General features: G+C 72.6%; 10 protein-coding genes and 3 tRNA genes. 5 read left to right on the top strand and 8 right to left on the bottom strand.

Going from position 1 to position 13,878, the window contains the following annotated elements:
• Positions 1–23 precede the first annotated feature (23 nt).
• The 5 genes from DEJ47_RS18285 to DEJ47_RS18265 all read left to right on the top strand — a co-directional run bounded on the left by DEJ47_RS18285 (position 24) and on the right by DEJ47_RS18265 (position 9,029).
• On the top strand, positions 24–2,312 hold the full coding sequence (locus DEJ47_RS18285) for a DNA polymerase III subunit gamma and tau (RefSeq protein ID WP_150169676.1): 2,289 nt from the start codon (positions 24–26) through the stop codon (positions 2,310–2,312).
• Between the two features lie 195 nt (positions 2,313–2,507).
• Entirely contained in the window at positions 2,508–3,767 is a 1,260-nt protein-coding gene (gene purD, locus DEJ47_RS18280) for a phosphoribosylamine--glycine ligase (RefSeq protein ID WP_150169674.1), read from the top strand.
• A gap of 414 nt (positions 3,768–4,181) precedes the next feature.
• Complete coding sequence (locus DEJ47_RS18275; RefSeq protein ID WP_150169672.1) at positions 4,182–6,116, top strand: hypothetical protein; 1,935 nt, start codon at positions 4,182–4,184, stop codon at positions 6,114–6,116.
• Positions 6,117–6,524: 408 nt separating this feature from the next.
• Complete coding sequence (locus tag DEJ47_RS18270; protein ID WP_150169670.1) at positions 6,525–8,015, top strand: N,N-dimethylformamidase beta subunit family domain-containing protein; 1,491 nt, start codon at positions 6,525–6,527, stop codon at positions 8,013–8,015.
• Between the two features lie 117 nt (positions 8,016–8,132).
• Positions 8,133–9,029 carry a phosphoribosylaminoimidazolesuccinocarboxamide synthase gene (locus tag DEJ47_RS18265; protein ID WP_150169668.1) on the top strand — a complete coding sequence of 299 codons (897 nt, stop codon included), beginning with the start codon at positions 8,133–8,135 and terminating at the stop codon, positions 9,027–9,029.
• Positions 9,030–9,090: 61 nt separating this feature from the next.
• Here DEJ47_RS18265 and DEJ47_RS18260 read toward each other — a convergent pair.
• The 8 genes from DEJ47_RS18260 to DEJ47_RS18225 all read right to left on the bottom strand — a co-directional run bounded on the left by DEJ47_RS18260 (position 9,091) and on the right by DEJ47_RS18225 (position 13,814).
• A tRNA-Gly gene (locus tag DEJ47_RS18260) sits at positions 9,091–9,166 on the bottom strand.
• Positions 9,167–9,189: 23 nt separating this feature from the next.
• Entirely contained in the window at positions 9,190–9,798 is a 609-nt protein-coding gene (locus DEJ47_RS18255) for a response regulator transcription factor (protein ID WP_150169666.1), read from the bottom strand.
• Positions 9,795–11,198, bottom strand: coding sequence for a sensor histidine kinase (locus DEJ47_RS18250; protein ID WP_223828402.1), 1,404 nt, complete (start codon positions 11,196–11,198; stop codon positions 9,795–9,797). The genes DEJ47_RS18255 and DEJ47_RS18250 overlap by 4 nt, the downstream gene beginning before the upstream one ends.
• A complete protein-coding gene (locus DEJ47_RS18245) occupies positions 11,180–11,959 on the bottom strand; it encodes an ABC transporter permease (RefSeq protein ID WP_150169664.1) in 780 nt (259 codons plus the stop codon). Before DEJ47_RS18245 ends, DEJ47_RS18250 begins: the two co-directional genes overlap by 19 nt.
• A complete protein-coding gene (locus tag DEJ47_RS18240) occupies positions 11,956–12,969 on the bottom strand; it encodes an ABC transporter ATP-binding protein (protein WP_150169662.1) in 1,014 nt (337 codons plus the stop codon). Before DEJ47_RS18240 ends, DEJ47_RS18245 begins: the two co-directional genes overlap by 4 nt.
• A 152-nt stretch (positions 12,970–13,121) precedes the next feature.
• Positions 13,122–13,197, bottom strand: a tRNA-Gly gene (locus DEJ47_RS18235).
• A 79-nt stretch (positions 13,198–13,276) separates the two neighbouring features.
• Positions 13,277–13,348 (bottom strand) — tRNA-Gly (locus DEJ47_RS18230).
• 148 nt (positions 13,349–13,496) lie between these two features.
• Positions 13,497–13,814, bottom strand: coding sequence for a histone-like nucleoid-structuring protein Lsr2 (locus DEJ47_RS18225; protein WP_150169660.1), 318 nt, complete (start codon positions 13,812–13,814; stop codon positions 13,497–13,499).
• Positions 13,815–13,878: the final 64 nt, after the last annotated feature.

Below are 13,878 nucleotides of genomic sequence, written 5' to 3'. Positions count from 1 at the left end.
TGGTCGCCTATAACCTCGTATGCGTGTCGTCTCTCGCCTTGTACCGCCGCTATCGCCCGGAGTCGTTCGCCGAGGTCATCGGGCAGGAGCATGTGACCGACCCGCTGCAGCAGGCGCTGCGGAACAACCGGGTCAACCATGCCTACCTGTTCAGTGGCCCGCGCGGCTGCGGCAAGACGACGAGCGCGCGCATCCTGGCCCGCTGCCTCAACTGTGAGCAAGGTCCCACTCCCACGCCCTGCGGCGAGTGCCAGTCCTGCCGCGACCTGGCGCGGAACGGGCCGGGTTCCATCGACGTCATCGAGATCGACGCCGCTTCGCACGGTGGTGTGGACGACGCGCGTGACCTGCGCGAGAAGGCTTTCTTCGGTCCCGCATCCAGCCGGTACAAGATCTACATCATCGACGAGGCCCACATGGTCACCTCGGCGGGCTTCAACGCCCTCCTGAAGGTGGTCGAGGAGCCCCCGGAGCACCTCAAGTTCATCTTCGCGACGACCGAGCCCGAGAAGGTCATCGGCACGATCCGGTCGCGCACCCACCACTACCCGTTCCGGCTCGTGCCCCCCGGCACCCTCCGCGACTACCTCGCCGAGGTCTGCGGCCGCGAGGACATGGCCGTCGAGGACGGGGTTTTCCCGCTGGTCGTGCGGGCCGGTGCCGGATCCGTGCGTGACTCCATGTCCGTCATGGACCAGCTCCTCGCCGGCGCTCGCGAGGACGGTGTGACGTATGCCATGGCGACGTCCCTCCTCGGGTACACGGACGGCTCGCTGCTCGACTCCGTCATCGAGGCCTTCGCCTCCGGAGACGGCGCCGCGGCCTTCGAGGTCGTGGACCGCGTCATCGAGGGCGGCAACGACCCGCGCCGCTTCGTCGCCGACCTCCTGGAGCGGCTGCGGGACCTCGTGATCCTCGCCGCCGTGCCGGACGCCGCCGAGAAGGGGCTCATCGACGCCCCCGCCGACGTCGTGGAGCGCATGCAGGCGCAGGCCGGTGTCTTCGGCGGCGCCGAGCTCAGCCGTGCGGCCGACCTCGTGAACGAGGGCCTGACCGAGATGCGGGGCGCCACCTCGCCGCGCCTCCAGCTGGAGCTGATCTGTGCCCGCGTGCTGCTCCCCGCGGCCTACGACGACGAGCGCTCCGTCATGGCCCGGCTCGAGCGCCTGGAGCGCGGCGGGAACTTCGTGCCCGGTGGGCAGGGGCCCGGCCCCTCCATGGGGTACGTTCCCGGGCCCGAGGCTCATGCGGGCGTGCAGCAGCCCGGGGCGGCCATGCCGCCTGTGGGCCCTGCGGGTGGTTCCGCGCCTGCCCCGCAGGGGCCGCCGGTGCCTCCGGGCGGCGGGCCCGCGGCTGCGCGGGCGGCCGTGCGGGGCGCAGGCGGAGCGCCTGAGGCGGCCCCGTCGGCGGTTCCTGCCGCGGCCCCGGCTCCGCAGGCGAGTGCTCCGCCGCCCGCGGCGACGCCCCCTGCCGCTCCTGCTGCTCCGGCCCCCGCTGCTGAACCCACGGGTGAGCGTCGGCCCGGGGGCTGGCCCACGGCTTCGGCTCCCGCCGCCCAGACGTCGTCCACGCCCCGCCCGGGCGGATGGCCGACGGCTGCGTCCGCGGGCAGTGCCTCACCGGCCGCCTCCGCCCCGGCCCCGCAGGCTGCTGCCGCTCCGGCCGCCGCCCCCCAGCCCTCGCAGGCCGCCGCACCGATGGCGTCGGCACCCGCGGGCGGGCCCGACCCGCGTTCCCTCTGGCCGAACATCCTGGAAGCGGTGAAGAACCGCCGCCGTTTCACGTGGATCCTGCTCAGCCAGAACGCCCAGGTGGCGGGGTTCGACGGGACGACCCTGCAGATCGGCTTCGTCAACGCGGGCGCGCGGGACAACTTCGCGAGCAGCGGCAGTGAGGACGTGCTGCGGCAGGCGCTGTCCGAGCAGTTCGGGGTGCAGTGGAAGGTCGAGGCGATCGTCGACCCGTCCGGCGGCTCGGCGCCTCCGCCTGCGGCCGGCAACTTCGGCGGCGGTGGTGTGCCGTCGGGAGCGGGGAGCTTCGGCGGTGGCGCCCCCCAGCCTCCGCGCGCTGCCGCGCCCCAGCAACAGGCCCCCTCCCCGGCGGCTCCGGCCCCGTACTCTCCGCCCGCTCCGGCCCCGGAGCCGACTCCGGCTCCCGCTCCGGTCGCGGCCCCGCCCCGGGAGCACATCTCGCCCGAGGACGACATTCCCGAGGACGACGACCCGGACCTGGTCGAGTCGGCCCTGTCGGGCCACGACCTGATCGTGCGCGAGCTGGGCGCGACGGTGGTCGACGAATACCCGAACGAATAACCGCGCCGCCGCGCCGCCGCGCCGCCGCGCCGCCGCGCCGCCGCGCCGCCGCGAAGCGGCGGGGTGGTCCGGAGCGGGCCCGCATCCGAAGGGCACCGAACGCGCCGGGAACTGGAGGAACGTACAGGAGGGGGCAGCGCGTCCAGTGGGTGGCCCGTACGAAACGGGAAGGCGTGCGCGGGCTACCCTGACCCCGTGAAGGTCCTCGTCATCGGCAGTGGTGCCCGCGAACACGCCCTGTGCCGCTCTCTGTCCCTCGACCCCGACGTCTCCGAGCTGCACTGCGCCCCCGGCAACGCCGGCATCGCAGCAGTGGCCGAGCTGCACACCGTCGACGCCCTCGACGGCGCCGCCGTGGCGGGCCTCGCCCAGCGGCTGGACGCGGGGCTCGTCATCGTGGGCCCCGAGGCCCCCCTCGTCGCCGGTGTCGCCGACGCCGTGCGCGACGCGGGCATCCCCTGCTTCGGCCCCTCCAAGGAGGCCGCGCAGCTGGAGGGCTCCAAGGCCTTCGCCAAGGACGTCATGGCGGGCGCGAGCGTGCCGACCGCCCGGTCGTACGTCTGCACCACCCCCGCCGAGATCGACGAGGCACTCGACGCCTTCGGAGCGCCGTACGTCGTCAAGGACGACGGACTCGCCGCCGGCAAGGGAGTCGTCGTCACGGACGACGTCGACGTGGCCCGCGCCCACGCCCTCGCCTGCGAGCGCGTCGTCATCGAGGAGTTCCTCGACGGCCCCGAGGTGTCCCTCTTCGCGGTCACCGACGGTGAGACGGTCGTCCCGCTCCAGCCCGCCCAGGACTTCAAGCGGGCGCTCGACAACGACGAGGGCCCGAACACGGGCGGCATGGGCGCGTACTCACCCCTGCCGTGGGCCGACCCGAAGCTCGTCGACGAGGTCATGCAGAGCGTGCTGCAGCCGACCGTCGACGAGCTGCGCCGCCGCGGCACCCCGTTCGCGGGGCTGCTGTACGCGGGGCTCGCGATCACGAGCCGTGGCGTCCGCGTCATCGAATTCAACGCCCGCTTCGGCGACCCCGAGACCCAGGTCGTCCTCGCCCGCCTCAGGACCCCGCTCGCCGGGCTCCTCATGGCGGCGGCGACCGGCAACCTCGCCGACCTTCCCCCGCTGCGCTGGAGCGACGACGCCGCGGTGACCGTGGTCGTCGCCTCGCACAACTATCCGGGTACGCCGCGTACGGGCGACCCCATCGAGGGCCTGGACGAGGTCTCGGCGCAGGATGCCCCGGATGCGTACGTCCTGCACGCCGGAACGAAGCGCGACGGCGACGCGATCGTCAGCGCGGGCGGACGCGTGCTGTCCGTGACGGCGACCGGCGCGGGCCTGACGCAGGCGCGCGAGCGGGCGTACGCCGCGCTGTCCCGTATCCGTCTCGACGGGTCCCAGCACCGCACCGACATCGCGGCGAAGGCCGCCGCGGAGGCTTCCGCTTAGCCCACCGAGCCCGAGCGGCTAAGCAGCTGAGCGGCTGAGCGGCTGAGCGGCCGAGTCTTCGAGCGCCCAAGCCGCCGAGGCGTCCCGCACGCGGCTTCCGCGTGACCTTTCGGCCACCCCCGAAGCCCCCAGGGCCCCGGATCCGACACTGGATCCGGGGCCCTTTCGGCAGCCAGCTTTAGCCAAAGCCATTCCATCGGGTGACCGGTGGCCCATCCGGCTGACGACGACCGGGACCCCAACTAGGGTGCGGCGAAAGCGTTCAAGGCGCCCAGAGCCAAACAGACCACCGGCATTGCGATGTCGGCGGCGGGTGCCACAGTGGGGGAGTGAGCAAGACCAACGCCGTTGCAGTGCGCCGTCGGCTCCGGCCGGCGGCGACCGAACAGTAGGCAGCAGGGGGTGCCATCGGTCGTGTCAGGTACGGGTGTGGAGGTGGGCGCGCAGGCCGCGCGCTCCCGGGCCCTCGCCGTGCTGCGTCTGCGCAGCAGGGCACTGGCCGTCGCCCTGTTGCCCGCGGCCGTCGCCGTCGTGCTGTTCGCGGCGGGGGCCACGGGGCATGCCGGTGGCGGAAGTTGGTACGTCGCGAGCTGGACCGTGACCGTCATCGCGCTGCTCGTTCTGCTCGCCGCGGGCGCGGTCGGGCTGGTCGTCGCGCGGGCGCGGCCCGCCCTGAGCCCCACCGTCCCGATCGCCGAGGAGTCGGCGCCCGATCTGTACCGCCTGGTGCGGGACCTCGCCGACCGGCTCGGCGTGCCCGCCCCCTCGGCGATAGCGCTCACCCCGGACTGCGACAGCTGGCTCGAGGACCGTACGCATCCGGCGCACGGGGCGCCGGCGGGACGGGGTCGGGCCGGAGCGTCGGAAGCCCGGAACGCGCGGGCGCCCGGCACCGCGGGTGAGGCCACCGGTCCCGGCGGAGGCGAAGGCGGGGCCACCGGCCCCGTCGCGCCCGTTCTCGTCATCGGCTCCCCGTTCCTGTGGTGGATGCGCGTCGGCGAGCTCCGCGCGGTGCTCGCGCCCGTCGTGGCAGGTACGGGTCCCTCGGCGCACCCCGACATAGCCGCCGCCCGGCGCTTCGTGCGCGGGCTCGACGCGGCGGTCGCGGTCGCCTCGGCGCCGGGACGCGGGCCGCTGGCCCGGGTGGCGCTCGGCGGCGTCGGGCGGGTCGCCCGGCTCCTGCTGCGCCACTGCCGGGTCCACGCCGCCGAGATGGAGCGCGGGGTCGCCGCGGCCGCGGCGGAGCGGGCGCAGACCGTGGACTACGGCGTGCGGATCGTCGCACAGGAGCAGGTCGGCCTCGCGTACGCGGGCTGGGACCGCCTCCTCACCCGGGTCGCCCTGCCCGCCTGGCGCATGGGGCGCTGGCCCTCGCGGCTCGACGCGGGCGTGGTCTCCGCGCTGACGGAACTCTCCCGCAGGGACCGGCTGGCGGAGGGCTTCGCCTCCCGGCTCGGCGAGCGTCCCGCATGCGACCTCCTGGAGGAGCCGGGTTCCGTGGACGAGGCGGCGTCGCTGCTCGCCGCCCGCCTCTTCCACGGTGGGCCCGCGGAGTCGGGGCCGGACTGGGCGCCGGTGGCGTGGCAGGAGTACCCGGACGAGGTCGTCGACCGAAAATGGCGCATGGACGCGGCGCGGCTGCACCGGGTCCTGGACACGCTGGAGGCCGACGGGCCCGTCGACCGCACCGCCTCGGCGCCCAAGACCCCGACCCTCGACCGGGTCCTGACCCACCTGACGACGGCCCCGCAAAGCCTCACGGAGAGTGACCAGGCCTCGATCGAGGCGCCCTGCAGGGCTGCCGAGTCCGTCGGGACCGCCGAGTCCGTCGGGACCGCCGAGTCTGCCGAGTCCGCCGGGGCCACCGACGCCCTGGATGCCTTGGACGCCCCCGAGCGCGCCGCCTCCCTCTTCCCCGAGGTCGACGAGAGTGCCGACGAGGCCGATGAGGGGAGCCGTGGCGGTCTGCTCGCCGCGGGGCTCACCGCCGAGATCGCCCGCGAGGAAGCCGCCGCGCCCCCGCGTCCCGCCCCCACCGGGCAGGGCCCGGACGAAGCGCTCTGGGATGACGGCGCGCTGCCGCTCTTCCCGCTGCAGCCGCCCCGCACCGGCCGTGAGCTGCTCGTCGACCACGTCACGGCGATGGTGTGCTGCGCGGCCGTCGACACCGCGGGTGCCGCCCCCGGCCTCGACTGGCTCGACGGCCCCGCCCTGCTGGTGGGCGGCGAGCGCGCGGCGGATCTCGCGCCGCGCGTCCTGAGCCTCGTCGAGGACGGCGACCCGTCCCCGTTGCGGGACTGGCTCACCCGCCTCGGCATCCGCCCCGAGAAACCGGTCCGTCTGGTCTGAGCGCCGGTGTCCGACCCCGCAGACCCCCGAGCACACCCACGAAGACCCCCCAAGCACACCCTGAGGACACCCCCGAAAACACCCACACCCCCGCCCCGCCCCTTGGGACCGCGAACGCTGCACCGCCGGTGATAAAGCCCGATCCAGCACGATCCAGCCTGATTCCCCTCGATATCGCCCGGTACCACCCACTACCACCTGCCACCACCCACTACCACCTGCCACCACCTGCCACCACCCGCCACCCCCACTTCCACCCCCACCCCTCCCGGAGCATCACGCTCCGTTCATATCAATTCGCGACGAACGGTGACGGGGCGCGTGCGTAATGTGATGTGCTGGGAGCGGCTGCCGGACCGTATGCACCACAGGGCGGCGCAGGCTCGGGGGAGCGAGGGAGGGGCACGTATGAGGTCGGAGCCGAACCGCCGATGGGAATCGGGTGCGCTGGCGCACGCCGTATCGGACCCTTTCGGCCAGGGCCCACTGCCCTGGCTGCGCGGAACCGAGCACTACTTCGACGACACCGGCCGCGTCGTGCCCTGGTACATCGACCACGCCCCGGCCCCCGGCGCCGCCGACATCCCGGCCCCGCGCACCGGCGGTCCGATCAACGCCGACGACGTGCACTGCCAGATCAAGGGATTCACGTCGACCGGAGCCGCCGCTCCCGGTGAGGCCATCGACTTCCACGTCACCGTCGACCCGCCCCAGCAGTTCAGCGTCGACATCTACCGCATCGGGCACTACGGCGGAGACGGCGCCAGCAAGATCACCACGAGCCCCCGACTCTCCGGCATCGTCCAGCCGGCCCCGCTCACCGCCGACCGCACGGTCTCCTGCCACCACTGGTGGCTCTCCTGGCGCCTGCAGATCCCGAGCTACTGGAACGTCGGGGCGTACGTGGCGGTCCTCACCACCGCCGACGGGTACCGATCCCACGTCCCCTTCACGGTCCGCGACGACCACCCCGCCGACCTCTTGCTGCTCCTGCCCGACGTCACCTGGCAGGCGTACAACCTCTACCCCGAGGACGGTCGCACGGGCGCCAGCCTGTACCACGCGTGGGACGAAAAGGGCGGACTGCTCGGCGAGAGCGAGGCCGCCGTCACGGTCTCCTTCGACCGGCCGTACGCGGGTGCGGGCCTCCCCCTGCACGTGGGCCACGCCTACGACTTCATCCGCTGGGCCGAGCGGTACGGATACGACCTGGCGTACGCGGACGCCCGCGACCTGCACGCGGGCCGCGTCGACCCCACCCGGTACCGAGGCCTGGTCTTCCCGGGCCACGACGAGTACTGGTCGCCGAGCATGCGCCGCACCACGGAACAGGCCCGCGAACACGGCACGTCACTGGTCTTCCTCTCCGCCAACACCATGTACTGGCAGGTGGAGTTGAGCCCCTCCGCGTCCGGCGTCGAGGACCGTCTCCTCACCTGCCGCAAGCGCCGCGGCCCCGGCAAACCGGCGCTCTGGCGCGAGCGGGACGGCGGCAAGGCGGCCGAGCAGCAGCTCCTCGGCATCCAGTACGCGGGCCGCGTTCCCGAGCCGCGGCCCCTCGTCGTCCGCAACGCCGACCACTGGCTGTGGGAGGCCACGGGGGCGCACGACGGCGACGAGATCGACGGCCTGGTCGCGGGCGAGGCCGACCGCTACTTCCCCCGGACCGCGCTCCCCGAGCACCAGGGCCGCATCCTGCTCGCCCACTCCCCGTACGAGGACACCGAGGGCGTCGTCCGCCACCAGGAGTCGTCGCTCTACCGCGCCCCGTCCGGCGCCCTCGTCTTCGCGTCCGGCACCTTCGCCTGGTCCCCGGCGCTGGACCGTCCAGGCCATGTCGACGCCCGTATCCAGCGCGCCACGGCCAACCTCCTGGACCGCATCTGCAAACGTGACTGACCGCCACTCCACGCCCCGGTCGATGTCCGCTCCACCGCCCGACTCAACCCCTGGCCAAAACCACACCTCCCATACGGGAGAATCGACCTCACTTGGCCAGAACCACGGGAGGGAACCGTGTCCGGATTCGTAGAAAAGCCCGAGCCGCTCCAGGTGCCGGGCCTGGTCCACCTCCACACCGGCAAGGTGCGCGAGCTGTACCAGAACGAGGCGGGCGAGCTCGTCATGGTCGCCAGCGACCGCCTCTCCGCCTATGACTGGGTGCTGCCGTCGGAGATCCCCGACAAGGGCCGCGTCCTCACCCAGCTCTCCCTGTGGTGGTTCGACCAGCTCGCCGACCTCGTCCCGAACCACGTCGTCTCCACGGAGCTGCCGAAGGGCGCACCCGCCGACTGGGAGGGCCGCACGCTGGTCTGCAAGTCCCTGGAGATGGTCCCGGTCGAGTGCGTCGCCCGCGGCTATCTGACGGGCTCGGGCCTCCTGGAGTACAAGGAGTCGCGCACGGTCTGCGGCCTCGCCCTGCCCGAGGGCCTGGTCGACGGCTCGGAGCTGCCCGCGCCGATCTTCACGCCCGCCGCCAAGGCCGCCGTCGGCGAGCACGACGAGAACGTGTCGTACGAGGAAGTCGCCCGCCAGGTCGGCGCGGAGACCGCGGCGCAGCTGCGTCAGACGACCCTCGCCGTCTACGGCAGGGCGCGGGACATCGCACGCGAGCGCGGTCTGATCCTCGCCGACACGAAGTTCGAGTTCGGCTACGCGGGGGAGGAGCTCATCCTCGCCGACGAGGTCCTGACGCCGGACTCGTCGCGCTTCTGGCCCGCGGACCAGTGGGAGCCGGGCCGTGCGCAGCCGTCGTACGACAAGCAGTTCGTGCGTAACTGGCTGACCTCGCCGGCCTCGGGCTGGGACCGCGGAAGCGAGCAGCCGCCGCCCGCGCTGCCGCAGGACGTGGTGGACGCCACACGCGCCAAGTACATCGAGGCGTACGAGCGGCTCACCGGCACGCCCTGGTAGGCAGGGGTACAGCTGCTGGGAACGGAGAAGGCCCCGGTCCGATGGACCGGGGCCTTTCCTCTGGAGCGGACGACCAGGTTCGAACTGGCGACCTCAACCTTGGCAAGGTTGCGCTCTACCAACTGAGCTACGTCCGCGTTGCGCCGTGGCGCGAGGACAACTATACCCAACCTCGCTCGCGTGCGAGACGCACCGCGGCATGACGGTTCTCGGCGCCGATTTTGGTGGCGGCCGAGGAGAGGTAGTTGCGGACGGTTCCCTGGGAGAGCGCGGCGCGCTCGGCGATCTCCGCGACGGGCGCTCCGTCGGCGGCGAGTTCGAGCACCTCGGCCTCGCGTGCGGTAAGCGGCGAGTCCCCGGCGGAAATGGCGTCGGCGGCCAACTCCGGGTCCACGTAACGGTTTCCGGCGTGCACGGTCCGGATGATCTCGGCGAGCCGCTGGGCGCTGACGGTCTTCGGCACGAAGCCTCGTACGCCCACCGCGAGGGCCCGTTTCAGATGTCCGGGTCTGCCATGACTCGTCACGATCATGGTCCTGCAGTCGGGGAGTTCGTCGCGCAGGGATGTGGCCACACTCACACCGTCGGCGCCGGGCATCTGCAGATCGAGGACGGCGACGTCGGGCCGGTGGGCCCGCGCCATGGCGAGCGCCTCGGGCCCCGACGCGGCCTCGGCGACGACGACGAGGTCGTCCTCCAGGGCGAGCAGCGCGGCGAGCGCCCCGCGGATGAGGTGCTCATCGTCGGCCAACAGCACACGAAGACTCATGCCGCCGCCTCGGTCGGTTCCGCCAGGTCAGGAGCATGGTCCTGGTCCTGGCCCGGGTCCCGCGGAGGCGGCAGCGGTACCTGCACCGCCAGCCGGAACACCCCGTCACCGGACGTGAAGTCCAGCGTCCCGCCCACCGCGGCGAGCCGCTCCCGCAACCCCGCGAGACCGGAGCCGCTCCCCGCGAGAGCCGGCCCATCCCCCGAGAGATCGGCCCCACGCCCGGCAGGCCCGGCCCTGCGCCCCGCAGGCTCAGCTGCCCGCCTCGCAGGCGACGGCGCCTCCGGTACTCCGTCGTTCTCCACGCTCAACGTCGCCCGTTCCTCACTCACGGCGAGAGCGATGTCGCACCGGCCCGCGTCCCCGTGTCGCAGCACGTTCGTCGCCGCCTCCCGCACGACCCACCCGAGCGCCGACTGCACCGAGGCGGGCAGCTCCGCCCCGGACCCGATGACCCGGCACTCGATCCCGGCCGCCTCCAACACGCCCTGCGCGCCCGCGAGTTCCACCTTCAGGTCGACCTCGCGGTAGCCGCGTACGACTTCCCGCACTTCCCGCTGCGACTCCTGCGCGATCCGCTGCACCTCGACCATCTGGTCCACGGCCTCGGGGCGCCCCCGGCGCGCGAGCTGCACCGCGAGTTCGCTCTTGAGGGCGATGACGGCGAGGTTGCGGCCCATGACGTCGTGCAGGTCCCGCCCGAACCGCAGCCGTTCCTCGGCGACCGCGAGCCTCGCCTCGACCTCGCGCGCCCGGTCGGCCTCCCACATCACGGAGAGCGTCCAGGCGCCGCAGCGCGTGGAGATCAGCGCGAGGAAACCCGCGAAGGCGATGATCACGCCGATCGCGACGAGCTGCCCGCCGCGCGCCCCGGCGACGGCGAACGCGCCGACGGCCACGACGAGGACGAGCGCCATACGGGCCGCATAGCCCCGGACCGTGGCGGAGAAGGCGAGCGACTGGGCGAACGGTATCGGTACGAACAGGGCGGTGATGCCCAGCATCTCCGAGCGCACCCCGTCCACCGCCTGGAGGCTCACGGCCAGACCCATCGTGACGGTCATGAGGGCGCCCGCGACGACGAGGTCGCGGCGTGGCAGCGGGGCCCGCCGCAGGTAGTGGTCGACGGAGCGGCGCAGCGACCGGCTGGCGTGCAGGCACTGCGCGGCGCCCGACACGATCAGGGCCCAGCCGAAGAGTCGGGGGCTGAGGTCGTGGCGCAGGCTCAGGCCGAGCGGTACCGAGACCCAGCTGAGGAGGAAGATCCACGGCATCAGGTGCCAGGTCACCGTCGACTGGAACTCGACCTTCTCGATCTTGCTGCGCCCGTGCCAGCTCCGCTGCCAGGCCCGCATCCGGCCGACCACGTCCGTCGCCTCCCTCAGTGCCGGGGTTCCCACCGGAACCACCGCCGTACAGCAAACACCGCGAGCACGGTCCAGGCCACCGCGGTGGTGGCGGCGCCGAGCGCGTCACCTGCGGAGAGGTTTCCGGCCCAGCCGCCGCGGATCAGCTCGATGACGGGCGACAGCGGCAGCAGCTCGCAGACCGAGGCGAGCTTGTCGGGCATGACCTCCAGGGGGACGAAGAGTCCGGAGCCGAGCATCGACACGAAGATCAGCGGCATGGTCATGACCTGTGCGGACTCGGTGGACCGGCTGAAGCTCCCGGTGACGGCGGCCAGCGCGGCGAACATCACGAGGCCCGCGACGACGCCGAGGAGGACGAGGTGCGGCGCGCTCGGCGCCCCCGCGTCGAGGAGCACCGCGCAGCCCACGGAGAGGACGAGGCACTGCACGACGCCGATGAGGACCGAGGGCAGTGCGGCGCCCGCGAGGATCTCGGGGTCCCGCAGCTCGCCGGTGCGCAGCCGCTTCAGTACGAGTTCCTCGCGACGTGCGACGTAGACGGCGGTCAGCGCCGAGTACACGGCGAAGAGCAGGGAGAAGCCGAGGGCGCTCGGCAGCACGACGGTGCCGACGTCGAGTCCCGTGCCCTTCAGGTCCATGCCGTCGGCGGCCTGCCGCATGCTGAACGGGATGACCAGCGGTACGAACAGGGCCGCGAACAGCGTGCCCTTGCTCCGCCCGAGCAGCGTCATCTCGGAGCGCGCGAGCGCCCGCATGCGCCCTGCGGGCGTCGTCATGGGCATCGTGCTCATACCGCCATCTCCTTGTCCTCGGAGCCGTCCTCGGAGCCGTTCTCGGGGCCGCTCTTCCTGCCCGCACGGCGCCCGTATCCGTCGTCGTTCCCGCTCTCGGCGGCGCGCGCGATCCGCAGGAACGCCTCCTCCAGGGACGCGGCCCGCACGTCGAGTCCGGTGAGCTCGACCCGAGCGTCCCTGGCCCACAGCAGCAGCCCGGTGGCGGCGCGTTGGAGTTCGTTCGTACGCAGCCGGACCCTCCTTCCCGACGTCTCGTGGCCCGTCACGCCCAGCTCGCCGAGGGGCGGCAGGTCGCCGACGAAGTAGCCGTCGGGCAGCTCGAAGGAGATGTGCGAGGGCTGACTCGCGACCACGTCGGAGACGCGTCCCGCGGCGGCGATCCGCCCCTCGTGCAGGATCGCGAGGCGGTCGGCGAGTTCCTCGGCCTCTTCCAGGTAGTGCGTGGTGAGCAGCACGGTCGTGCCGTTGTCGCGCAGGTCCCGCACCAACTGCCAGGTCTCGCGGCGCCCTTCGGCGTCGAGTCCGGTGGTGGGTTCGTCGAGGAAGAGCACCTCGGGCCTGCCGAGGAGAGCCATGGCGAGGTCGAGCCGGCGCTTCTCGCCACCCGAGAGCTGCTTCACGCGCACCCCGGCCCGCTTGGCGAGCCCGACGATGTCCAGGGCCTCGCCGACGGGCATGGCGCCGCTGGTGCACCCCGCCCACATGCGGGCCGTCTCCTGGACGGTCAACTCGGCGGGGAATCCGCCTTCCTGGAGCATGACGCCGATGCGGGGCCGTACTTTGGCGCGTTCGGTGTACGGGTCGTGCCCGAGGACGCGCACGCGTCCGCCGGCCGGGGCGGCGAGCCCTTCGAGGAGTTCGAGGGTGGATGTCTTGCCGGCGCCGTTGGTGCCGAGGAGCGCGAACAGTTCGCCGCGGCCCACGGCGAAGGAGACCCCGCGTACCGCCTCGAAACCGCCCCCGTACACGCGCCGCAGATCGGTCACGTCGATCACTTGGTCAGTCATGGTTCGAGCGTCTCCCGGCCGGGAAGCGGTCGGCAGTGCGCGCTGTCACCGGCCCGTATGACAAATGTCAGAACACGTGGCCGACCATGGGGACCAAGGGAACCGAGGGGACACGAAGAAGGCCCCGGTCGAATCGACCGGGGCCTCTCACATGGAGCGAACGACGAGGTTCGAACTCGCGACCTCAACCTTGGCAAGGTTGCGCTCTACCAACTGAGCTACGTTCGCATTGCCTCCGACCAGCTCTCACTGATCGGCGCGAGCACCAGCTTACCGCAACCGGAGGACCGGTCGGTGAGCGGTGCAGAGCGGGTGACAGGAATTGCACACTGCGCCTTCCCCCTGGAAGGGGGATGTTCTACTACTGAACTACACCCGCACGACTCCGTGAGGCCCGGCCTTTCGGCCTCGCCCCTCGGCGTGCTCCAGACTCTAGCTGACCAGCGGGGGTGCAGCGCAAGTCGGTTGTCCCGAGGGGCGCGGATCGAGCTCGGATGCGGCGTGGACCTGCTGGTCCGGCCGACCGCTCAGTTGGCCGCCTCGAACGCCTCGTAGACCTTCTTGGGGATGCGGCCGCGCGGCGGGACGTTCATGTGGTGCGAGCGCGCCCAGGCGCGGACCGCCGACGGGTCGGGGGACAGGGCGGTGTGCCGGAACGCGGCGCCGGACCGCGACCGCTTGCGGGCGGCCTCCAGGTACGGGGCAAGTGCCCCGCGCAGTTTCTCTGCATTGGTTTGATTGAGGTCGATCTCGTACGAGGTGCCGTCAAGACCGAACGCGACCGTTTCCGCCGCTTCCCCGCCGTCGATGTCGTCAAAGAGAGTGACCACGACACGTTGCGCCACGAATATCGGTCCCTTCGCGCGGCTCTCCCGCGTGTACCGCGTTGACATGCGGTGTTGCCGACTG

Source organism: Streptomyces venezuelae (assembly GCF_008642355.1).
GTDB lineage: Bacteria > Actinomycetota > Actinomycetes > Streptomycetales > Streptomycetaceae > Streptomyces > Streptomyces venezuelae_B.
This window is presented reverse-complemented; position numbering and strand designations above follow the sequence as displayed.